Genomic DNA, 23,687 nt, shown 5'->3' with positions numbered 1-23,687 from the left:
ATTAATTAATTAAATGGATGGTTGAAGGATCCAATCTGATACCTAAGTTGTTTTCAGTTTTGTAAATATTAATGTTTTTGGATTTTTCCAACAATGGTATCTAGAGCACTTTTTATTTTGTCAATTGCCCCTGTTACAGCAAGATCAATAGTATTTGCCTGATTTGTGACTGCAATGGGCTGTCTGCCTTCGAGCCTGGCTTCTAATAGACATGAAATATCATTAAATCCATCCTTTTTTCCATTTTCATCTTTCAAGTGAACCTCTATTCTGGAAATATGGGATTCGAATCGTTGTAACTCTTTGGAAATTTGAGCGGTAAAAAAATCGCTACTTCTTTTTTCTCCAGTAATGGTTTTGTCAGTATTTATTTGAATTGTCATGTTTTACAGTTTTTAATGTTTTTAAGTATAAATTTCTAGAAGGCTACTTAAGAAATCGAAATAGCCTTCTAGTTCTTTGATGTTCACTCCTTATTCTATTTTAGAGCGGAAATTTTTTAGTTATTTCGGTCATCACCTGGTCTCGGGGACTTAAACACGTCCATTCCCTCTTTCCTATATTCCACTACTTGTTCCTTAATAAATTCACGGAACTCCCTGTTGCTTTGATCACCCTGTTTGGAGAATTCAGCTACTGTTTTAGTTATTCCTTTTGACTTTGTATTCAAATATGTTGTACTCATATGTAATTGTTATATATTTTTAAAACTCTCTTTCTTTCTACTTTTCTGTGATTTTTAATCTTCTTTAAGGTTGACTCCTTATTATTAAACTGTTTGGTCTAATACTAGTACAGGTCGGGTTTGTTGGAAGAGTGTATTCCTTTGTTTTTTGAGTTTCTTTCTGTCTTTAATCATTCTCATGTTAACTGTTTTAAATATGAATTAGCAGTATACAGGTTTAATGCTTAAACTTTATTAATACTGTCTTAAATTCAAGAGATTGTCTTAACAATTTGCATTACCAAGAAAAGAGATTTGCTTCCCCCGGGGATTTATATGCGGCGTTTCTTTCTGCGCAAGAGGATTGTATTGGACAGCTTTTAAGGCAGTTAGAGGATTTGTGGTTAAGAGAAAACACCATTGTAATCTTTCAATCTGATAATGGTCATTCAACCGAAGAACGCGCTCATTTTGGAGGAGGTAGTTCAGGTCTAAATAGAGGTGTGAAGTAATGCTGAGAATAAAGTAAATAAAATTAATTTCTTTCTTGTTTTCATTATTTTTAGTTTATAACGTTTGCCAACGTCTAAGCTTTAATTTCGGCACGAAAAATCTAAAAGGATTTGCAGACTGGGAATCTAGCTGAGCAAATGCAGGAAAATTATTTATTTATTTTAAATAATCATTGCGTTTTAGCACTTGTTCGTTACTGCAAATGAGTTGATAAATTTTATTTATTCAACAAATCTCAAAAAAAATATGTAGCGCTTTAATATTAATCGTAATATTGCAATAGACTAATATAAAAAAGAATGGGATCAACTAAAACCGAAAAATTTACCGAGCAACAAAATGAAATTGCTCTTTTTGCAAAAGTTTTGGGGCACCCAGCAAGAGTTTCTATTTTGCAACACTTGTTTAAGATAGACGCATGTGTCTGTGGAGATTTGGTCAACGAAATTGGTTTGGCTCAGCCTACGATTTCGCAACATTTAAAAGAACTTAAGAATTTAGGTTTAATACAAGGAAATGTTGAGGGAACAAGTGTCTGCTATTGCATTCATAAAGAAAATTGGACTGCCATGAAATCGGTTTTGTCCCAATTTCTTAATCAAGACCTCACGGAAAAGCAAGATTGCTGTTAATTAACTGAATTTATTAATCGCCTATTCGCAATAAAGAATTGCAATTTTAAAACCATCAGGTGTAATGCGTTATAACTCAATGGGAGGATAAATAACGAGCTACCTCTGAGTATTTAAAAAACAAAAAACAAAAGCACATGAAATTATCAGAAGTAAAATCAGTTTTGGGAGCACTGGAAACTATAGGTTTTCAATTGCCAAATGGAGAATTAGTGCCTAATCACTTTCACGTTACAGAAGTTGGTAAAATCACAAAGCATTTTATTGATTGTGGCGGAACTGTAAGGAACGAAGAGGTTGTAAATTTTCAACTATGGAATGCAAACGACTATGACCATAGGTTGCATCCTGAAAAGCTATTGAGCATTATTAAACTTTCGGAAAAAGTTTTAAAAATTGCAGATCTGGAAATAGAAGTGGAATATCAAGGGGATACCATTGGGAAATTTGGTTTAGATTTTGACGGGACCAACTTTTTATTGACCACAAAACAAACCGACTGTCTGGCAAAGGACAATTGTGGAATACCAGCAGAAAAAACAAAAGTAAAATTATCAGAGGTAACTATCGGGGCTTCTTGTTCGCCAGATAGTGGATGTTGCTGATAAATTATTTTAATCAAGAAGCTAATGATAGCACCACCATCAAATTTATTTTCTGAAATAGAAAAATTAATTAAAGAATTAAAGACGCAATCTATTTCAGAGGAGCGTAAAGCTGTTTTACAGCCATTAACTGATTTTATTCAATTTAAAGTAATTGGAAATCAGGAAATTAGAATCAATTTCATATGTACACACAATTCAAGAAGAAGTCATTTATCTCAAATTTGGGCGCAAACTTTAGCCTTTCATTTTAAGGTCAAAAACCTGTTCTGCTATTCGGGGGGCACTGAAGCAACGGCTTTGTTTCCCATGGTGGCAGAAACTCTGAAAAATTCAGGTTTTAAGGTCAAAACCCTTTCAGAAGGCAACAATCCAATTTACAGTATTAAATATGCGGATAATGAGCCTCCTATTGTTGGGTTTTCTAAGAAACTGGATGATGATTTTAATCCAAAATCCAAATTTGCTGCAATTATGACCTGCACACAAGCTGATGGCGGTTGTCCGAATATTGCAGGAGCTGAAAAACGAATCCCCATAACTTATGAAGACCCAAAAGCATTTGACAATACTCCCCAGCAGGCTGAAAAATACAATGAAAGAAGTTTGCAAATTGCAACCGAATTATTTTACGTTTTCTCTCAAATAAAAGCATGACAAATGGCGAATAAAAAATTAGGCTTTCTAGATAGAAATCTAACTTTATGGATATTTGTAGCAATGGCGATTGGAGTCGGACTTGGGTATTTTGTTCCAACCTTTCCCACGATTATTAATTCCTTCAGTAACGGATCCACGAATATTCCAATTGCAATCGGTTTAATATTGATGATGTATCCGCCCTTGGCAAAAGTGAATTACGCGTTGTTGCCAAAGGTTTTTCGCAACACAAAAATCCTATCTATTTCACTTTTACTGAATTGGATAATTGGTCCTCTTTTAATGTTTGTTTTAGCCATTACTTTTTTGCGAGACTACCCTGAATATATGGTCGGACTAATTTTGATTGGTCTGGCGCGTTGTATTGCAATGGTGTTGGTGTGGAACGACCTTGCAGAGGGAAGCAGCGAATATGGAGCAGGTTTGGTTGCATTAAATAGTATTTTTCAAGTCTTTGCATACAGTTTCTATGCGTGGATCTTTATTACTGTTCTTCCTCCTTATTTTGGATTTGAAGGAGCTATTGTGGCGATTTCAATTGGAACTATTGCAGAAAGTGTAGCGATTTATTTAGGGATCCCTTTTGTAATGGGGATTTTAAGTAGGTTAATTTTAGTGAAATTAAAAGGGGAGAAATGGTACACTGAGAAATTTATTCCTACAATTTCACCAATGACCTTAATAGCACTGTTATTTACCATTGTAGTGATGTTCTCTTTAAAAGGAGAGTTAATCGTCGAAATCCCAATGGATGTGCTAATTATTGCAGTTCCATTACTTATCTATTTCACCTTAATGTTTATAATTGGCTTTTTCTTTACCAAAGCGATGGGTGCTGAATACGACAAGACAGCAGCAGTGGCGTTTACAGCAGCAGGGAATAATTTTGAATTGGCGATTGCAGTTGCAATTTCAGTTTTTGGACTGAATTCGGGACAGGCGTTTGCCGGTGTAATTGGTCCTTTGGTTGAAGTTCCTGCGTTGATTTTATTAGTTCGAGTTTCGTTTTGGTTGCGGAAAAAATACTTCGGAACGCCAATTCAAAAACTTAAACAGCCGCTAGAAAAGCTGGACGAGATTGGATAATTATTCACCAATATATTTGGACTGGGATAGATCCCTAATTATTAAGTGCGGGTAGCTAAATTTTTAATATGGAACTGGGCCAGCAGCCACACCTTATCTTAATAAATTGATCAAGATTACCTATTTTTGGCCGAAATTTGTCCACTGAAGTGGCGCTTTTTCATGTGTTGTTACTAAACCCCAATCTCAAAAAATAATATAGATGATTATAGATGTCCATACTCATATCAATAATTACCATGAAGACAGGGTGATTTCCCTAGACACCAGTCTTAATCTATTGACGGACACCATGTTAGATAATAAAATAGATTATTCCTTGGTATTATCATCTTATAAGGTGAACGAACACCGGCCCAGTACTAGGCAGGTGGTGGAAGCTATAAAAGGACGTAAAAATTTGGGGGTTGTTTCTGGGATTAGTTATCTACATTTCAATCACTGGGATATTCGAGAAATAGGAGAGTATCTGGAGCAAGGACATATAAAGGGCTTAAAATTTTATCCCGGTTATGAACCTTTCTACCCTAATGATACCCGACTTAAAGTGATGTACGAAATGGCCATTGAATACGATGTGCCTGTAATGTTCCATTCTGGTGATACCTATGCTCCTACAGGGAAGGTAAAGTATTCCCATCCCCTTCATTTAGATGATTTGGCAGTAGATTATCCAGAACTTAAGATTGTGATCTGCCATATTGGTAATCCCTGGATAAAGGATTGTATGGAAGTCGTGTACAAGAACAATAATGTATACGCTGATATTTCGGGGCTTGTACTGGGTGATTTTACGGATAAGTTTGAGCGCTATATGAAAAAGGAGATCGAAGAGATGATTACCTATGCAGGTGATCCCAAGTATCTTTTGTATGGAACGGATTGGCCATTATGCAATATGAATTCCTATTTAAAGTTTATGGATCAATTGGAGCTGGCAGACGATAAAAAGGAGCTTATTTTTTGGAAAAATGCTGCCGAACTCTTTAAGATAGATGTGGATAAACTCTAGTGCATTTGAGGATCCACTTTAGAATGCTAGTTATAGGACAGGATGAACGGAAGGTAGAGCAATCTGAAGCGTTTAATAGGTCAATAGCCAGGCGATTCCTGTGTAAAGATAAGTACTCCAAAAGTGAGGGGGAGTTTGTAGGGACCAGATTGTGGTTTTCACTGTGTTGGTAATTTAAATTTTCTAGGTTCTTGTAATCGACTAAGTCCCATGAATTAGGTGATTGGACGTATTTGGGAAACAAAAAATTTATGAACGTATAAATGTAAGGGCATAGCTGTAAATAACTGTTAATTTTTCGGGTATCTTTTTTAGAATAAATAACTTAGGGTGTTGCGAAGTCTAAAAATTTTGTATATTTGCACCACTGAAAGAATATTTCGTATTCATGAGGGGACAATTTGTCCCCTCTTTTATTACTGATATTTCGGTGAAACGGTTTTATTGACCGTTTGTAATGAGTTTTTAAGCGATCTCCAATTATTGCGGTTATTCGTAAAATGTCTATCCCGAATTTGGAGAGCTGTTGCTAAGTAAGAAGATATGTTGAAGGAAAAAGTAACTACACTTTTAGAGGCGGCCTTAGAGGAAAATGAATCGCTTTTTTTGTTGGATTTTTCAATAGGTGCAGATAATAAAATTAAGATTACCTTGGATGGTGATCATGGAGTAACTCTACAAGACTGTATGAATGTCAGTAGGGCTATTGAGCACAATCTAGATCGTGAAGAAGAGGATTTTGCCTTGGAAGTGGCTTCGGCCGGTGCAGCTTCGCCGATAAAATTACCTCGACAGTTTAGAAAGAATATTGGTAGAAAGATAGAGGTGAAAACCCTTGATAGTGAGCTGGAAGGCACATTGACAGAGGCCACTGAAGAAAGTATTACCTTGGAGTGGAAAGATAGGGAACCCAAACCCGTAGGAAAAGGGAAAATTACTGTTCAGAAAAAGCAACTAATCGCAATTTCTGATATAAAAGAAGCTAAAGTTATATTAAAATTTTAATTGTAGTTCGAAAATGGAAAATATTGCACTAATCGAATCTTTCTCAGAATTTAAGGATGATAAATTCATAGATAGGGTAACGCTAATGGCGATTTTGGAGGATGTGTTTAGGAACGCGTTAAAGAAAAAGTTTGGTTCTGATGATAATTTTGATATTATTATCAATCCAGATAAGGGGGATTTAGAGATATGGAGGAATAGGATCGTTGTTGTAGATGATGAAGTTGAAGATCCTAATGAAGAAATATCCCTTTCTGAAGCCCGAAAAATAGAGCCCGATTTTGAGGTAGGTGAAGACGTTTCTGAGGAAGTGAAATTAATAGATTTGGGAAGAAGGGCAATTTTGGCATTAAGGCAAAACCTTATTTCTAAGATCCATGAGCATGATAATACAACGATCTACAAGCAATTTAAGGAGCTTGAAGGTGAGATTTACACCGCTGAGGTGCATCATATTAGACATAAGGCCATTATTCTTTTGGATGATGAGGGAAATGAGATTATCTTGCCGAAAGACAAGCAGATCCCATCAGATTTCTTTAGGAAGGGTGATAACGTAAGGGGTATAATAGAAAGCGTGGAGCTTAAAGGTAACAAGCCAACTATTATTATGTCCAGAAGTTCTCCAAAGTTTTTGGAGCAATTGTTTTTTCAAGAGATCCCCGAAGTATTCGACGGTTTGATTACGATTAAAAAGGCAGTAAGGATTCCAGGTGAAAAGGCAAAAGTAGCCGTAGATTCTTATGATGATCGTATTGATCCGGTAGGAGCTTGTGTGGGAATGAAAGGGTCTAGGATCCATGGCATTGTACGTGAGCTTGGGAATGAAAACATTGATGTTATCAACTGGACCAGCAACCCGCAACTTTTAGTGACCAGGGCATTGAGTCCGGCTAGAGTTTCCTCGGTAAAATTGAACGATGAAAAAATGACGGCCCAAGTGTTTCTTAGGCCGGAAGAAGTTTCAAAAGCTATTGGAAGAGGAGGTCATAACATTAGGTTGGCAGGGCAATTGACGGGATATGAGATTGATGTATTCCGTGAGGGAGTAGAAGAAGATGTGGAGCTTACTGAATTTTCCGACGAAATAGAAGCTTGGATTATAGCCGAGTTTAAGAAAATCGGAATGGATACAGCAAGAAGCGTATTGGAACAAGATGTGGCTGATTTGGTTAAAAGAACCGATTTAGAAGAGGAGACAATTTTGGAAGTTGTTCGTATTCTAAAAGAAGAATTAGAAGATTAAACTATATATTAGCAATAAATTACAAGAATAGGAATCAATTATTTATGGCGGATAATGCAACGATAAGGCTTAATAAAGTCCTAAGAGAACTTAATATTTCATTGGATCGAGCGGTAGACTATCTCGGGTCCAAGGGGCATGATATTGATGCTAGGCCTACTACCAAAATATCGAACGATGTGTATCAAGTTCTATTGGATGAGTTCCAGACGGACATGAGCAAGAAAGTTGCGTCCAAAGAAGTTGGTGAGGAGAAGCGGAAAGAAAAGGAGGCCTTGCGACTACAGTTGGAGCAAGAGCAGGAAGAGAAAAGACTAGCTAGGGAGAAAAGGACGGAGAGAGAGACTGTCATCAAGGCGAAAGTAGAACTTCCCGGACCAAAGACTATAGGAAAGATCGACTTGGATGCAGGAAGAAAGACGGCAGCCCCAATACCGAAGAAAACGGAAGAGGTGACCCCAGAAAAACCGGTGGAAAAGGCAACTGAAAAAGTTGTTGAGAAAGAAATTGAGAAAGCTCCAGAAGTGGTCGCTGAAAAGCCTGTGGATAAAATAGTGGAAAAAGCTATTGTGGCCCCAAAGGTTGAATCTCCTAAGGAGGTTGAAGCTCCGAAAGAAGTTGAGGCTCCGAAAAAAGCTGTAGCTTCCAAAGAGGTTAAGGCTTCTGAAGAGGTGATTAAACCAGAGGCTAAACCTGCAGAGAAGGAAGTTCCTACGGTAAAAGTGGAGCAACCCAAAGTGGCGGAAGTACCTAAAAAAGAAGAAGAGAAGGCTGTGGAGACTGAATCGGCACCTGAAAATGAGGTGATCCAAACTAAATATCAAAAGCTTACGGGCCCCAAGATAATGGGGGATAAAATTGACCTCAGTCAATTCCAAAAGCCCAAGAAGAAGAAAGAAGTGGCTAAGGCTGCAGATGCCGCGGACAAGAAAAAAAGAAGAAAGAGAATAATCGCGAAACCTGGGACAGAGACAAATCGTCCGCCTGCTGCTAGACCACCTAGAGGTCCGGTGGTTAGAAGAGCCCCGGGACAGCGATTTGCATCCACCGCCAAGGTAGAACCTACCGAGGAGGATGTGCAAAAACAAGTGCGCGAAACCTTGGAAAAATTACAAGGTAAATCCAAAAAAGGAAAAGGCGCCAAGTATAGAAGAGATAAACGAGATCAGCACCGTCAGCAAACGGAGAAGGATATTGAGCAGCAAGAATTGGAAAGCAAAACACTAAAGGTTACAGAGTTTGTGACTGCTAGTGAGATGGCTACAATGATGGATGTTCCTACTACAAAAATTATTTCGGCATGTATGTCCTTGGGAATCATGGTTACCATGAACCAACGATTGGATGCGGAAACCTTATCTATTGTTGCCGATGAGTTTGGATTTGAAGTAGAATTTGTAACTGCTGATCTAGAGGATAGTATAGTGGAAGTGGCCGATGCACCAGAAGATTTGGTGTCAAGAGCACCAATTGTTACGGTAATGGGGCACGTGGATCACGGGAAAACATCCTTATTAGATTACATAAGAAAAGAGAATGTTATTGGCGGTGAAAGTGGAGGTATTACCCAACACATCGGCGCATACGGGGTTACCTTGGAAAATGGTCAAAGAATGGCGTTTTTGGATACACCTGGTCACGAAGCCTTTACGGCGATGCGTGCACGTGGTGCCCAAGTAACGGATATCGCAATTATTGTGGTTGCAGCTGATGATGATATAATGCCGCAAACCAAAGAGGCTATTAGCCACGCCCAAGCGGCAGGGGTTCCTATAGTGTTTGCAATAAATAAAGTAGATAAACCAACCGCTAATCCTGAGAAGATCAAAGATGGCCTTGCTCAGATGAATTTGTTGGTGGAAGATTGGGGGGGTAAGATTCAGTCCCAAGATATTTCTGCCAAGACAGGTCTTGGAATAAAGGAGTTGTTGGAAAAGGTGTTGTTGGAAGCAGAGCTTTTAGAGCTTACTGCCAACCCAAATAAAATGGCCTCTGGTACAGTAGTTGAAGCCTTCCTAGATAAGGGTAGGGGATATGTGTCTACTGTTTTGGTTCAGGCTGGTACCTTGAAAATAGGGGATTATGTACTTGCCGGTACCTGTAGTGGTAAAATTAAGGCCATGCAGGATGAACGTGGTAATTTATTGAAAGAAGTAGGTCCGTCAAGGCCGATCTCTATCCTAGGATTGGATGGAGCTCCACAAGCTGGTGATAAGTTTAATGTTCTTGAAGATGAGCGGGAGGCGAGATTAATTGCTACCAAACGTTCTCAGTTATTAAGAGAGCAGTCAGTTAGGACTCAGCGCCATATTACTTTGGATGAGATTGGAAGACGAATTGCACTAGGTGAATTTAAAGAATTGAACATTATCCTTAAAGGGGATGTGGATGGTTCAGTTGAAGCACTTACGGATTCGTTCCAGAAACTTTCTACTGCTGAAATTCAAGTAAATATCATTTATAAAGCAGTTGGTCCTATCACAGAATCAGATGTTCTATTGGCTTCTGCCTCGGACGCTGTAATTATAGGGTTTAACGTTAGGCCAATGGGTAACGCCAGAATGTTGGCTGATAAGGAAGAAATCGATATTAGGATGTATTCCATCATTTATGATGCAATTAACGACCTGAAAGATGCGATGGAAGGAATGCTTTCTCCAGAAATGAAGGAAGAGATTTCGGGTACTGCGGAAATAAGGGAAACCTTTAAGATTTCTAAAATTGGTACAATTGCAGGTTGTATGGTAACCAGTGGTAAGATCTTTAGGAATTCCAATATTAGATTGATAAGAGATGGGGTGGTTATCCATACAGGGTTACTGTCTTCTCTTAAGAGGTTTAAGGATGACGTTAAGGAAGTAGCCAAAGGATACGATTGTGGTCTGCAGGTTAAAAATTACAATGATATCCAGGAATTGGATATTGTAGAAGCATTCCAAGAAGTAGCTGTGAAGAAGAAACTGAAATAGTCAGGAGTATTTTGAACAATAATAAATATAAAAGAAAAAACGACCTATTTGGTCGTTTTTTCTGGTTTTAGGAGCATTGCACTAGGGTATTTTTGACGTACTTCTATTAGTTTTCTTTCCCCTAGTAATAGTGTCTTAAATTTTCCGATCCTTACCCGGTAGCTTGGTGATTCAAAATCGATCCGGGTTGGCCAATCTGGAAAATCCTGATCTACCTCTGCTTTTAATTTTTGAGCCTCCTGAAAGGAGCCAAAACCTACTTGAATTCGATAGTAGTCATTGTTTTCGTTAACGGTTTTATAGATGTCCAGCAATTTGCTGATTTTACTATCTTGTTGTACATTGATATTACCCTGTTGGGCAGTGCAAAAAATAGTGGAACAGGCCAAAAGGATAAAAAAAGAGGTAGTTTTCATAAATCTCAATATTAGATAATTATTGTTTTGCAAAGTTAATTTATTAAGAATCAATCAAAAGATTTTATTATTATTTAGAATTGGTATAAATTAGTAATTATGCTTGCGTTAACATTTCCCAAATAAAGTGTATTGTGTATTTTTGCTCATCAAATTAAGCAAGGGTTAGAAATTCCCAATTGTATAGGAATAAATACCGTGCCAAACTTTCGATAGAAATATTTTTTAATATGAAAAAGGTTCCATACCGCAATCTAATTTCTAAGGTTTTAGGTGTCAGTCTGGTAGTTGTACTACTGCTTTCAAATTCACTTTTTGCGCAAGAAACTGCGGCGGCTTCATCGGGCGATGCTGATGCTGCAAAGGGCAAGCAACTGTTTAATCAGAATTGTGCTGCATGTCACTCTTTGACTAGGAATATGACCGGTCCGCCATTGGCAGGGGTTGGTGAGAAATATGAAAGAGAGTGGTTGTATCAGTGGATAAAGAATAGCTCCGCTTTGATTAAATCTGGCGATGCTGACGCTGTGAAGATATACAATGAGTATAATCAGGCGATGATGACGCCGTTTCCAACACTTTCCAATGCGGATATTGATAATATATTAGCGTATACCGACGCTCCTGCTGCTGTGCCGGCTGCGGGTGCAGCTGCTGCAGATGGTAATGAATCAGGTGCTGGATCGGGTTCTGGGATCTCCAATGAGGTTATTCTAGGTGGTTTGATCGCTATTTTTGGACTGTTGGTGATGATGTTGGTGTTGGTGAACAAGACTTTGAGAAAAATTGCTGAGGCCAATGGTGTCTCGATGGTAAAGGAAAAGTCGGAAAAAAGATTGCCGCTCTGGAAGGCGTTCGCTAAAAATCAGTTTTTGGTATTGGTGTTTACTGTCTTTCTTTTATTGAGTGCTGCATATTTTGCATATGGATGGATGATGCAGGTGGGTATCGATCAAGGATATGCGCCAATTCAGCCTATTCACTACTCGCATAAAATACATGCAGGGGATAACGAAATTGAGTGTAAGTTCTGTCATTCTTCAGCTAGGGTTTCTAAAACTGCTGGAATTCCTTCCTTGGATTTGTGTATGAATTGTCATAAATCTATTTATGAATACACGGGTGGTCCTGATGGGCCTAGTCAGGAGGATCTTGCCAATGGGTATACCAATGAGTTTTATACAGGTGAAATTAAAAAATTATATGAAGCAGTAGGTTGGGATGAGGAGAATCAACGTTACACTGGTGAGACAAAGCCGGTAGAATGGGTGAGGGTTCACAATCTTCCGGATTTCGCTTACTTTAATCACTCTCAGCACGTTTCTGTAGCAGGTGTAGAATGTCAGACTTGTCATGGTCCTGTTCAGGAAATGGAAATTATGGAGCAGCATGCTCCGCTTACCATGGGCTGGTGTATTGATTGCCACAGACAGACCGATATAAAAGTAGAAGGTAATGAGTATTATGAAAAAATCCATGCCGAACTTTCTCAGAAATACGGAGTGGAAAAGCTAACAGCTGCTCAAATGGGCGGATTGGAATGTGGTAAGTGTCACTATTAAGAAAACTATTTACAAGATAATTTCAGATATATCAATATGTCATCAAATAAGAAATATTGGAAAAGTGAGGCGGAGTTAAATCCGAACGATTCCATTGTTGAGACGCTAAGGCAAAATGAGTTTACCGAAGATATTCCGGTAGATGAGTTTTTGGGAGATAAGGAAGCTTTGGCTTCTACCTCTACCAATAGGAGGGATTTTCTAAAATATGTGGGATTTAGTACTGCAGCTGCGTCTATTGCCGCATGTGAAGGTCCGGTAATGAAATCCATTCCCTATGTAGTGAAGCCGGATAATATTATTCCCGGTGTGGCTAACTTCTATGCTACCACTATTGCTGATGGGTTCGACTTTGCAAGTGTTTTAGTTAAAACACGTGAAGGGCGTCCTATTAAAATTGAAAATAATGTGGAAGCAAAGGTGGGCGGTTCTGCCAATGCCCGTGTTAATGCTTCGGTATTGAGTTTATATGACAGTACTCGTTTGCAGGGGCCTTCCTTTAATGGAGAGCCTGTGGCTTGGAGTGATGTTGATGCCGCGGTAAAAGCCAAATTAAATTCCTTAAAGAATTCTACTAAAAAAATCGCACTTTTAACGCAAACTTATGCAAGTCCATCTACTTCTAGATTGATTGAAGAGTTTAAAACGGTTTATGGAAATGTGGATCATGTGACCTATGATGCTATTTCTGAAGATGCAGCCTTATCTGCTTTTGAGGCCAAGTACGGCGAAAGAGCATTGGCGGATTATGATTTTGAAAAGGCAGACCTTATTGTTTCTTTCGCAGCTGATTTCCTTGGGGATTGGCAAGGTGGTGGCTATGATAGTGGTTATTCTAGAGGTCGTGTGCCTAAAAAAGGTAAGATGTCTAGGCATATACAGTTCGAGGCTAATTTGTCCTTAACTGGTGCAAACGCTGATAAGAGGGTGCCGTTAACCCCTTCGCAACAGAAAGTGGCTTTGGCTTATTTCTATGCTAAGTTGAATGGTACTTCCGCTTCTGCTGGTAGTTTGTCTGATAATGCAAAAACGGCCTTGGATGCCGCAGCAGCACAAGTCTTGAAAAATAAATCAAACTCGGTGGTTGTGTCGGGTATAGATGATGTGAATGCACAGGCTGTAGTGCTTGCGATAAATGAGCTGTTGGGAAGTAAGGTGTTTGACGCTTCTGCTCCTAAATATGTGAGACAGGGGAGTAATGCTGCTGTAAATGCGCTTATGGCGGATATGAAGTCCGGTAAAGTAGGAGCATTATTTATGGATGGTGTCAATCCAGTGTACGCCTTACCGAATGCGGCCGATTTTGTGGAGTCAGTACAAAATGTGGACCTAACATTGGCCTTCTCTATGAATGCTACTGATACTACGGAAGTGGTTCAGTATGTAGGAGCATCCAATCACTATTTGGAATCTTGGGGAGATGCACAGTTTAAAAAAGGATACTATAGTTTAATGCAGCCTACTATTAAGGAATTGTTCGATTCAAGACAGTTTCAAACGGCTTTGCTTAAATGGATGGATAAGGATGTTTCTTATTATGATTATATAAGGGAAACATGGGATACTAATATATTGGCAGATGCTGACTGGAACCAAACATTGCACGATGGTGTATTTGTTTCAGAAGGTGTATCTGTAGTTGAAGAGAGTGCGTCCGAAAACAGTAACGCTAGTAATGCAGCTTTAATTCCATTGGCTTCTGCGTTGTCCGGTCTATCCGGAGCAAATGCTGAGGGTATGGAGCTTACCTTGTATCCCAAAATTGGGATGGGTGATGGTCAGCAAGCTGGTAATCCATGGTTACAAGAGTTTCCGGATCCATTGACCAGAATTTCTTGGGATAACTATGTTACGGTTTCCAAGGTAGATGCAGCTGATTTGGGGTTGATTAATGATAATTCTGCTAATGGTGGTCTTAATGGCAGTTATGTTACGCTTACCGTAGATGGTGTTTCTGTTGAGAATGTTCCAGTAATTATACAGCCTGGGCAAGCTCCTGGTTCTATAGGGCTTTCCTTTGGTTATGGGAAAACAGTGGGTATGAAGAGTGAAATGCAGACTGGGGTTAATGCTTATGTTCTGTATAAAAACTTCTCCAAAACCCAAAATGTAAGCTTAGAGAGGACCTCTGGAATGCACGAATTTGCTAGTGTGCAGTTGCATGGGACTTTAATGGGTAGGGGGGATATTATAAAAGAGACTACTCTAGAAATATTTAATACTAAAGATGCCAAGGAGTGGAATCCAAAACCTGTAGTGTCCTTGGATCATCAGGAAGTTCCGGCAACAAGTGTTGATCTTTGGGATAGTTTTGATCGCTCAATTGGGCATCACTTTAACTTGTCTATTGATCTTAATGCCTGTACCGGGTGTGGGGCTTGTGTAATTGCTTGTCACGCTGAAAACAACGTGCCGGTGGTAGGGAAATCAGAAGTGAGAAAATCTAGGGATATGCATTGGTTGCGTATCGATAGGTATTATTCTTCTGAGGATACTTTTGCAGGAGATATTACTAAGAAGGATGAATTTGATGGTCTGTTCGGCGATAAGGGATCCTTGGGCGGTTTTGGCGAGATGGAGGATCCAGCTACAAACCCACAAGTGGTTTTTCAGCCGGTTATGTGCCAGCACTGTAACCATGCTCCATGTGAGACAGTTTGTCCTGTTGCGGCAACATCGCACGGACGTCAAGGGCAAAACCAAATGGCTTACAACAGATGTGTAGGTACTAGGTATTGTGCAAACAACTGTCCGTATAAAGTGAGAAGGTTTAACTGGTTCTTGTACAGTGATAATGATGAGTTTGATTATCATATGAACAACGATTTAGGTAAAATGGTCATCAACCCAGATGTTACCGTAAGGTCTAGAGGGGTGATGGAGAAATGCTCTATGTGTATCCAAAAGACGCAAAAGACTATTTTAGACGCCAAACGTGATGGTCGTGTTATTGAGGATGGAGAATTTCAGACTGCTTGTTCGGCTGCCTGTGGTAACGGAGCAATGGTCTTTGGAGATATAAATGATAAGGAGAGCAAGATTACGGAATTGAAGGAAAGTGAGCGTATGTATCACCTTCTTGAATACATTGGAACAAGACCAAATGTATTTTATCACACAAAAGTGAGAAATACAGAAGAAGCTTAATCAAAAAATAAAAAGGAACGTAACTATATATTAAATTATGGCGTCGCATTACGAAGCACCTATACGAAAACCCTTAGTACTTGGAGACAAAAGTTACCACGATGTAACTGTGGATATCGCAGCTCCGGTAGAAGGAAAGGCCAATAAGCATTGGTGGATTGTATTTTCCATTGCCTTGGCGGCATTTCTTTGGGGGGTTGGTTGTATAATCTACACGATATCTACTGGTATCGGAACCTGGGGATTAAATAAGACAATAGGCTGGGCCTGGGATATTACCAACTTTGTTTGGTGGGTAGGAATCGGGCATGCCGGTACCTTGATCTCTGCAGTACTATTGTTATTTAGACAAAAATGGAGAATGGCAATTAACCGTTCTGCGGAAGCGATGACCATTTTCTCTGTGATGCAGGCGGGTCTTTTTCCGATTATCCACATGGGTCGACCTTGGTTGGCGTATTGGGTGTTGCCTATCCCCAACCAATTTGGATCATTGTGGGTGAACTTTAACTCCCCATTACTATGGGACGTATTCGCAATATCTACCTACTTGTCCGTTTCCTTAGTGTTCTGGTGGACAGGTTTATTGCCAGATTTTGCGATGATCCGGGATCGTGCTGTAAAGCCGTTTCAAAAGAAAATATATAGCTTGTTAAGCTTTGGTTGGTCAGGCCGTGCAAAGGACTGGCAACGATTTGAGGAAGTGCACTTGGTATTGGCCGGATTGGCTACGCCGTTGGTACTTTCTGTACATACTATTGTATCGTTTGACTTTGCTACTTCGATAGTACCGGGATGGCATACCACTATCTTCCCTCCGTACTTTGTTGCTGGGGCTATCTTCTCAGGATTTGCAATGGTGAATACCTTGTTGATCATCATGAGAAAAGTAAGTAGCTTGGAAGATTATATTACCGTGCAGCATATAGAGTTGATGAACATCGTTATTATGTTGACGGGTTCTATCGTAGGTTGTGCTTATATAACAGAATTGTTTATGGCCTGGTATTCCGGGGTGGAGTATGAGCAGTATGCTTTCCTCAATAGGGCTACCGGACCTTACTGGTGGGCGTATTGGGCAATGATGACCTGTAACGTGTTCTCGCCGCAATTTATGTGGTTCAAAAAACTCAGAACTAGTATAATGTTCTCTTTCTTTATATCTATTGTGGTAAACATAGGGATGTGGTTCGAAAGATTTGTAATTATTGCAACCTCCTTGCACAGGGATTATATGCCTTCTGCATGGACAATGTTCTCTCCTACATTTGTGGACATAGGTACCTTTATAGGGACTATAGGATTCTTTTTTGTGTTATTCTTACTTTATGCTAGAACGTTCCCTGTTATTGCGCAGGCCGAGGTGAAGACCATTTTAAAATCTTCTGGAGATAAGTATAAAAAACTAAGGGATGCTGGGAAGCCATTGTATCAAATATCTTCTATTAGACCAGTTGTTTCGGAGAAAATGCCCATCACAGACGATGTAATAATGGGTGAGGTTGTGCCTGCAAAGGACGATAAAAATGGCATCTCTGAATTGTTGAATGTGGTAGGAACATTTGATCCTACAAAACAACAAGCGGACGATCTTAAAGAGATAAAAGGTATAGGGCCACAAATGGAAGCTAGCCTTAATCAAATTGGGATATTCACATTTGCGCAGGTAGCACGTATGACCGAAAGGGAATATGATTTATTGGATGCTATCACGGAATTGTTCCCAGGTAGGGCACTAAGAGACGATTGGGCAGGACAAGCAAGGATTTTAAACAATAAGAAATAGATTATGGCGTCTAAAGTTATACATGCGTTTTATGATGATGACGATGTGCTAATGCATGCTGTTAAAAAGGTGAGAGCGGCCAAGCATCATATAGAAGATATTTATTGTCCATTTCCCGTTCACGGGTTGGACAAGGCAATGGGATTGGCTCCTACAAGATTGGCTATTACATCATTTTTGTATGGCTGTGTAGGTCTGGTGATATCTATTGTGATGATGAATTACATCATGATTGAGGATTGGCCTCAGGATATTGGAGGGAAGCCCACTTTTAGCTTCATTCAGAACATGCCGGCTTTTATTCCAATTATGTTTGAGTTAACGGTGTTCTTTGCAGCCCACCTTATGGTAATCACTTTCTTCTTAAGAAGTAGATTGTGGCCATTTAAAGAAGCTGAGAATCCAGATGTAAGAACAACGGATGATCATTTCTTGATGGAAATTGAAATTCACGGCAACGAACAGGAGCTTAAGGATTTGTTGTTGGATACTGGAGCAGTCGAAATTAATATTACAGAAAAGTAGTCATAGAAATTATGAATAATTTTAGCAAAATAGGGATTGTACTTGGTTTGGTATTATTAGTTGCTTCATGTGCTAATAAGAGTAGTAGAAATTACCAGTTCATGCCCGATATGTACGAGTCCGTAGGATATGAAACCTACCAGAAAGTAGAATTTCTTCCCGATGGGCAAGCAGCTATGAAACCTGTGGAAAACAGCATACCTAGAGGTTGGATCCCCTATGGAATAGAAAATACCATGGAAGGCAAGGAGTTGTCCATGTTAAACCCAAGTCCATTAGATTCTCTGAAGCAAGAGGATAATTTAAAGGTGGGCAAGGAATTGTATACTATCTATTGCGCAGTTTGTCATGGTGATAAGGGTGATGGACAAGGGAATTTGGTGAAAAGGGAGAAGATCCTTGGAGTACCCAGTTATGCCGATGTGGCCAGGAATGTAACCGTTGGTTCTGCCTACCACACTATTTATTACGGCTTAAACTCAATGGGTTCCTATGCAGGGCAGTTGGATACTAAGGAGCGTTGGCAAGTGTCCGAATACGTAATGAAATTGAAAGAAGATTTAACAAAATAAGACCTAGATATTAGCAATATGTATACTTTTTCAAATAGATTAAAAATTGCTTCATTCATACTAATGGCTGTGGGTGTTTTGGGAATTGGTATCGGTTTTATAACTGCACCAAGTACAGTCGAGGAGGCAAAGGCAATGGTGGCCTCACATGATGATGGGCATGCAGATGCGTATGATGCAACAGAAGATATTACTGCTCATGATTCGTCTCACGATGAACATTTATTACACCAATTACAGAATAAGCCTTGGGCTGCTTTGTACGTGGCGGCCCTTTTCTTTATGATGATCGCACTCGGAACCCTAGCTTTTTATGCAGTACAGCGTGCCGCTCAGGCAGGATGGTCTCCTTTGTTATTTAGGGTGATGGAAGGTATTACGGCTTACTTAGTCCCAGGTGGAATTGCTGTATTCGTTATTTTAGTCCTTTCTGTAGCCCATATGAACCATCTGTTTGTGTGGATGGATGCCGATGTCGTTGCAAATGATAAGTTGTTGTTAAATAAGTCGGGCTACCTTAACGGACCGTTCTTTTTAATAAGAGCAGTGATATTTTTAGGTGGTTGGATTTTATATAGGGAGTATTCAAGGAAGTTATCCTTGGCACAGGATGAATCCAACGATGATAGTAATTTTAAATTGAACTTTAGAATTTCTGCAGGTTTCTTGGTATTCTATCTTATTTCGGAATCCATTATGTCTTGGGATTGGATCATGAGTGTGGATCCACACTGGTTCAGTACCCTTTTTGGATGGTATATTTTCGCTAGTATGTTTGTAACCGGGATAACCGTTATTGCATTAGTAACTATTTATTTGAAATCTAAAGGTTATTTAAAAGATGTGAATAACAGCCATATCCATGATTTAGCTAAATTTATGTTCGGGATGAGTATTTTTTGGGCCTACCTTTGGTTCTCCCAATTTATGCTGATATGGTATGCCAACATTCCTGAAGAAGTAACCTATTTCGTTACTAGGATTTCGGATTATAAAATACCGTTTTTTGGAATGCTGGTCCTTAACTTTGTTTTCCCATTATTGCTACTTATGAACAGCGATTTTAAAAGGGTTAATTGGTTCGTGGTTATGACGGGGATTGTTATTTTGATTGGGCATTATATGAATTTATTTGTGGCTATTATGCCAGCTACCGTTGGTGATCAATGGGGCATTGGTATTGCTGAAATTGGATCCGTATTGTTTTTTGCAGGGGCATTTATATTCTTTGTGTTCAGGGCACTGACAAAAGCACCCCTACAACCTAAGCGGAACCCGTTTATAGAGGAGAGTAAACATTTTCATTATTAGTATTTAATTTAAAGTATAATTTCAAATCATACGATGACTGCATTATTAACTATAGTTGTTTTAATATTAGTTGGAATTGCTATTTGGCAAATGACCAAGATATTCGAATTATCACAAATCGGATCTAGTAATTCACAAATTGCAAGCGATTCGGATAACAAGTACAATGGGTATTTGATGTTCGCATTCTTGATCTTCCTATACGGTATTACCATTTTTAGTTTTGTAAAATACACCAAGACACTTTTGCCAGAAGCGGCATCTGACCACGGTGGGGAATACGATGACTTAATGTTGGTTTCTATGATCATCATCTTTATAGTTCAGACCATCACCCAGTTTCTGTTACACTTCTTTGCTTATAAGTATAGAGGTAGGAAAGGTCAGAAAGCCTTATTCTATGCCGATAACGATCGGTTGGAGTTTATTTGGACCATTATTCCTGTAATTGTGTTGTCTGGACTTATTTTATGGGGTCTTTACGCTTGGACTAATATTATGGATATTAATGATGAGGACGATCCGTTGACGGTTGAGTTATACGCACAGCAATTTAGCTGGACAGCCAGATATGCAGGTAATGATAACGTACTCGGTGAGGCTAACGTTAGAATGATTGATATTGATAATGCCAATGTCCTTGGATTGGATAATTCGGATCCTAACGGTGTTGATGATATTATTGTAAAAGAGCTGCATTTACCTGTAGGTAGAAAAGTTAATTTTAAAATACGTTCACAAGATGTGCTTCACTCTGCATTTATGCCCCACTTTAGGGCGCAAATGAACGCTGTTCCTGGAATGATCACTCAATTCTCATTTACACCGACTATTACTACCGCAGAAATGAGGCAAAAGCCAGATGTAGTGGAAAAAGTTAAAGGGATCAATGAACTTCGCGCCGAAAAAGCGGCTAGAGGTGAGGATAACAGTGACCCATGGGAGTTTGACTATGTGTTGTTATGTAACAAAATTTGTGGGAAATCGCATTATAATATGCAGATGAAAATTATTGTGGAGACTGAAGAGGAATACAATACTTGGATCGCAAGTCAAAAAACCTTTGGGGCATTTATGTCTTCTGCACAATAATCGACTGTAATTAATAACATTAAAAAAATATAAAAATACAATTATGTCTGTAACAGCTAACGCACATGTAGAAGATCATTCAGATGATCACGGACACCATCACAAGGAAACCTTTGTGACCAAATATATTTTCAGTCAGGATCATAAGATGATTGCTAAGCAATATTTGATCACTGGTTTAATCATGGGGGCTTTAGGTATTGCCATGTCTATATTGTTTAGAATGCAGTTGGCCTGGCCAGGAGAATCCTTCATGGTATTTGAAGCAATATTAGGAAAATGGGCACCTGGCGGTGTTATGGATGCCGATGTATATTTGGCCTTGGTAACCATTCATGGTACCCTTATGGTTTTCTTCCTTCTAACAGCCGGACTTAGTGGTACTTTTAGTAACTTACTAATTCCATTGCAGATCGGTGCAAGGGATATGGCTTCAGGCTTCCTTAATATGTTGTCCTATTGGATATTCTTCGTGGCCTGTATAATTATGTTATCCTCCCTATTTTTGGAGGCCGGACCCGCTGCTGCTGGTTGGACAGTCTATCCGCCATTAAGTGCCTTGCCTATGGCTCAGCCAGGTTCAGGAATGGGAATGACACTTTGGTTAATCTCTATGGCCCTATTTATTGCGCAATCACTATTGGGATCATTGAATTATATTGTAACCGTAATCAACCTTAGGACAAAAGGGATGTCCATGACAAGGTTACCTTTGACTATCTGGGCGTTTTTTGTTACGGCTATCATAGGTGTAGTTTCTTTCCCTGTTCTTTTATCCGCAGCCTTATTGCTGATAATGGATAGGAGTTTTGGTACCTCTTTCTTTTTGTCGGATATCTTTATCCAAGGAGAAGTACTTCACTATCAAGGAGGGTCGCCTGTTTTGTATGAGCACTTATTCTGGTTCTTGGGCCATCCGGAAGTATATATTGTAATTCTACCTGCAATGGGTATCGTGTCAGAAGTTCTGGCGGTTAATGCACGTAAACCAATTTTTGGGTACCGCGCAATGATTGCATCAATTCTGGCAATTGCATTTTTGTCTACCATTGTTTGGGGACACCATATGTTTATTTCAGGAATGAACCCATTCTTAGGTTCGGTATTTACATTTACCACCTTATTGATTGCGATTCCTTCTGCGGTAAAAGCCTTTAACTGGATTACCACGCTGTGGAAAGGTAATCTCCAATTAAACCCTGCCATGTTGTTCTCTATCGGAATGGTATCTACCTTTATTTCAGGTGGTTTAACAGGAATTATTTTGGGAGATAGTACCTTGGATATTAATGTTCACGATACGTATTTTGTAATTGCTCACTTCCATTTGGTAATGGGGATCTCAGCACTATACGGAATGTTTGCGGGTATTTATCACTGGTTCCCAAAAATGTTTGGCAGAATGATGAACAAAAATATGGGTTATGTGCATTTTTGGATTACCGCGGTGTGTTCCTATGGTATATTTTTTCCGATGCACTTCGTAGGAATGGCTGGTGTACCACGTAGGTACTATGAGAATACCGCTTTCCCAATGTTCGATGACCTTGCAGATGTTCAAGTGTTAATGACTTTATTTGCTATTTTAGCAGCATTCGTACAGTTGATATTTGTATACAATTTTGTAAAAAGTATTTTCTATGGTACTAAAGCAGTACAAAACCCTTGGAAGGGAACTACTTTAGAATGGACTACTCCGGTAGAAGGTATCCATGGAAACTGGCCTGGAGCAATACCAGAAGTTCACAGATGGCCTTACGATTACAGTAAAACCAATGAGGATGGTGAATACGTAATACCTACTCAGGATTATGTTCCGCAAAATGTTCCTTTATTTGATGGTGAGGAAGAATTGCAACACTAGATTTATAAAATTAAGAAAGAAAAAAGTCCATCCCTACGATGGACTTTTTTTGTACCTTAATACCAAGTATTTTTTAAGTGCTTATTTCTGTTGTATTTTAATGCTTCATATCATATTGATGCCTATCAGTGTGCCATTTTCCTTGGCATTATACTTGTACTATCAGAAAATTTAGTGTCATTTTAAATTGAAATAAGTGAAAAAGATAATATTGTTAGTGCTGTTGACCGTAAACTTGACAGCCTACACCCAAAGAAAACCAAAGATCAAAGGGAATAGAACTGTAATAGAGGTGAAGGAGAATCTGCCTTTCTTCAATGCAATTGTTTTGGAAGATGATTTAGAGGTGGTTCTAAAAACAGGTTCTAACGAAGGCTATGAATTGGAAGTCGACGAAAATTTAGTGGATATCCTGAGGTTTGAGGTGGAGAATGAAACGCTGACCATAAGCTCGTTTTACAATGTTACCTCTAAAAAAAGACTTCATATAACCGTATTTTTCAATCAATTGAACCAAATAACGGTAAATAACGGAAAGATCCTTTCCAAAGATACCTTCGCTACCGATGCCCTTAGGGTGGATATTAGTGGTGGGGCAAAAGCAGAATTATCCGTAAATGCGGAAGTGCTCGATATTGTTATGGTAGGGAATGGTAGTGGTGACTTTAAGATGGAAGGGGATGCATTAAATATAGACCTCAAGGACAAGGCCAAATTGCGACTCTATGCGGTAGCGGAATCCATAAATGTGCAATTGCTGGATAAATCCGAGGCCCAGTTAGAAGGTGTTTCTACTAACCTCCAAATTAAATTAATGGAATACGCCGTCTTAAAAGCTAGTAAATTGGAAGTAGATTCTATGGTCGTCACTTTGAACTCCAATACTTCCGCAGAAGTTATGGTGACTAATTCAATAGAGCTATATGCTTCTGGATCCTCAAAAACTTATGTTTATGGGGAAGGAAAAATAAACCTACAAGAATTTTTGGATACCTCCGAATTGCACCGGCGAAAATAAGC

The 23,687-nt window shown here is 39.1% G+C and carries 21 protein-coding genes; 18 read left to right on the top strand and 3 right to left on the bottom strand.

The genetic code is table 11. The features are described 5' to 3' along the window. Nucleotides 1-68: 68 nt before the first annotated feature. Together KCTC52924_RS03205 and KCTC52924_RS03200 are read right to left on the bottom strand one after the other, a co-directional pair. On the bottom strand, nucleotides 69-383 hold the full coding sequence (locus KCTC52924_RS03205; protein WP_251808867.1) for an HPF/RaiA family ribosome-associated protein: 315 nt from the start codon (nucleotides 381-383) through the stop codon (nucleotides 69-71). A 116-nt stretch (nucleotides 384-499) separates the two neighbouring features. Then, the gene (locus KCTC52924_RS03200) at nucleotides 500-685 is read right to left on the bottom strand and encodes a hypothetical protein (RefSeq protein WP_251808868.1); all 186 of its coding nucleotides are present in this window, start codon (nucleotides 683-685) and stop codon (nucleotides 500-502) included. 272 nt (nucleotides 686-957) lie between these two features. Here KCTC52924_RS03200 and KCTC52924_RS03195 point away from each other — a divergent pair, with 272 nt between their 5' ends. The 9 genes from KCTC52924_RS03195 to infB all read left to right on the top strand — a co-directional run bounded on the left by KCTC52924_RS03195 (nucleotide 958) and on the right by infB (nucleotide 10,392). Then, on the top strand, nucleotides 958-1,176 hold the full coding sequence (locus KCTC52924_RS03195) for a sulfatase-like hydrolase/transferase (protein WP_251808869.1): 219 nt from the start codon (nucleotides 958-960) through the stop codon (nucleotides 1,174-1,176). Nucleotides 1,177-1,476: 300 nt separating this feature from the next. Further along, a complete protein-coding gene (locus KCTC52924_RS03190; RefSeq protein WP_251808870.1) occupies nucleotides 1,477-1,809 on the top strand; it encodes a helix-turn-helix transcriptional regulator in 333 nt (110 codons plus the stop codon). Nucleotides 1,810-1,946: 137 nt separating this feature from the next. After that, a complete protein-coding gene (locus KCTC52924_RS03185) occupies nucleotides 1,947-2,414 on the top strand; it encodes a DUF6428 family protein (RefSeq protein WP_251808871.1) in 468 nt (155 codons plus the stop codon). A 24-nt stretch (nucleotides 2,415-2,438) separates the two neighbouring features. After that, nucleotides 2,439-3,071: a low molecular weight phosphatase family protein gene (locus tag KCTC52924_RS03180; protein WP_251808872.1), complete on the top strand. Its 633-nt coding sequence runs from the start codon at nucleotides 2,439-2,441 to the stop codon at nucleotides 3,069-3,071. Nucleotides 3,072-3,074: 3 nt separating this feature from the next. Continuing rightward, a complete protein-coding gene (gene arsB / locus KCTC52924_RS03175) occupies nucleotides 3,075-4,160 on the top strand; it encodes an ACR3 family arsenite efflux transporter (RefSeq protein WP_251808873.1) in 1,086 nt (361 codons plus the stop codon). A 202-nt stretch (nucleotides 4,161-4,362) separates the two neighbouring features. Continuing rightward, nucleotides 4,363-5,172, top strand: coding sequence for an amidohydrolase family protein (locus KCTC52924_RS03170; RefSeq protein ID WP_251808874.1), 810 nt, complete (start codon nucleotides 4,363-4,365; stop codon nucleotides 5,170-5,172). A gap of 543 nt (nucleotides 5,173-5,715) precedes the next feature. Further along, on the top strand, nucleotides 5,716-6,177 hold the full coding sequence (gene rimP, locus KCTC52924_RS03165; protein ID WP_251808875.1) for a ribosome assembly cofactor RimP: 462 nt from the start codon (nucleotides 5,716-5,718) through the stop codon (nucleotides 6,175-6,177). A gap of 13 nt (nucleotides 6,178-6,190) precedes the next feature. Continuing rightward, the gene (gene nusA / locus KCTC52924_RS03160; RefSeq protein WP_251808876.1) at nucleotides 6,191-7,423 is read left to right on the top strand and encodes a transcription termination factor NusA; all 1,233 of its coding nucleotides are present in this window, start codon (nucleotides 6,191-6,193) and stop codon (nucleotides 7,421-7,423) included. A gap of 44 nt (nucleotides 7,424-7,467) precedes the next feature. Then, entirely contained in the window at nucleotides 7,468-10,392 is a 2,925-nt protein-coding gene (gene infB / locus KCTC52924_RS03155; protein ID WP_251808877.1) for a translation initiation factor IF-2, read from the top strand. A gap of 44 nt (nucleotides 10,393-10,436) precedes the next feature. Here the strand turns inward: infB and KCTC52924_RS03150 are convergent, their stop codons facing one another. Then, entirely contained in the window at nucleotides 10,437-10,808 is a 372-nt protein-coding gene (locus KCTC52924_RS03150) for an SPOR domain-containing protein (protein ID WP_251808878.1), read from the bottom strand. Between the two features lie 230 nt (nucleotides 10,809-11,038). Here KCTC52924_RS03150 and KCTC52924_RS03145 point away from each other — a divergent pair, with 230 nt between their 5' ends. The 9 genes from KCTC52924_RS03145 (at nucleotide 11,039) to KCTC52924_RS03105 (ending at nucleotide 23,685) form a co-directional block, all read left to right on the top strand. Continuing rightward, on the top strand, nucleotides 11,039-12,370 hold the full coding sequence (locus tag KCTC52924_RS03145; RefSeq protein WP_251808879.1) for a c-type cytochrome: 1,332 nt from the start codon (nucleotides 11,039-11,041) through the stop codon (nucleotides 12,368-12,370). Between the two features lie 36 nt (nucleotides 12,371-12,406). After that, nucleotides 12,407-15,517, top strand: coding sequence for a TAT-variant-translocated molybdopterin oxidoreductase (locus tag KCTC52924_RS03140; protein ID WP_251808880.1), 3,111 nt, complete (start codon nucleotides 12,407-12,409; stop codon nucleotides 15,515-15,517). Between the two features lie 37 nt (nucleotides 15,518-15,554). After that, nucleotides 15,555-17,303 (top strand): NrfD/PsrC family molybdoenzyme membrane anchor subunit, encoded by a 1,749-nt coding sequence (nrfD, locus tag KCTC52924_RS03135; RefSeq protein ID WP_251808881.1) that lies wholly within the window; start codon nucleotides 15,555-15,557, stop codon nucleotides 17,301-17,303. A gap of 3 nt (nucleotides 17,304-17,306) precedes the next feature. Continuing rightward, nucleotides 17,307-17,828: a DUF3341 domain-containing protein gene (locus KCTC52924_RS03130; protein WP_251808882.1), complete on the top strand. Its 522-nt coding sequence runs from the start codon at nucleotides 17,307-17,309 to the stop codon at nucleotides 17,826-17,828. An 11-nt stretch (nucleotides 17,829-17,839) separates the two neighbouring features. Further along, a complete protein-coding gene (locus tag KCTC52924_RS03125; protein WP_251808883.1) occupies nucleotides 17,840-18,400 on the top strand; it encodes a cytochrome c in 561 nt (186 codons plus the stop codon). A gap of 18 nt (nucleotides 18,401-18,418) precedes the next feature. Then, nucleotides 18,419-19,711: a quinol:cytochrome C oxidoreductase gene (locus KCTC52924_RS03120; RefSeq protein WP_251808884.1), complete on the top strand. Its 1,293-nt coding sequence runs from the start codon at nucleotides 18,419-18,421 to the stop codon at nucleotides 19,709-19,711. A gap of 33 nt (nucleotides 19,712-19,744) precedes the next feature. Next, complete coding sequence (locus KCTC52924_RS03115; RefSeq protein WP_251808885.1) at nucleotides 19,745-20,803, top strand: cytochrome c oxidase subunit II; 1,059 nt, start codon at nucleotides 19,745-19,747, stop codon at nucleotides 20,801-20,803. Between the two features lie 43 nt (nucleotides 20,804-20,846). Next, nucleotides 20,847-22,667, top strand: a complete 1,821-nt coding sequence (locus KCTC52924_RS03110; protein ID WP_251808886.1) for a cbb3-type cytochrome c oxidase subunit I — start codon at nucleotides 20,847-20,849, stop codon at nucleotides 22,665-22,667. Between the two features lie 196 nt (nucleotides 22,668-22,863). Continuing rightward, the gene (locus KCTC52924_RS03105; RefSeq protein ID WP_251808887.1) at nucleotides 22,864-23,685 is read left to right on the top strand and encodes a GIN domain-containing protein; all 822 of its coding nucleotides are present in this window, start codon (nucleotides 22,864-22,866) and stop codon (nucleotides 23,683-23,685) included. Nucleotides 23,686-23,687: the final 2 nt, after the last annotated feature.

The organism is Arenibacter antarcticus (genome assembly GCF_041320605.1).
Lineage (GTDB): Bacteria > Bacteroidota > Bacteroidia > Flavobacteriales > Flavobacteriaceae > Arenibacter > Arenibacter antarcticus.
Note: the sequence above shows the minus strand (reverse complement) of the source record. Positions and strands in the feature narration are given on the sequence as shown.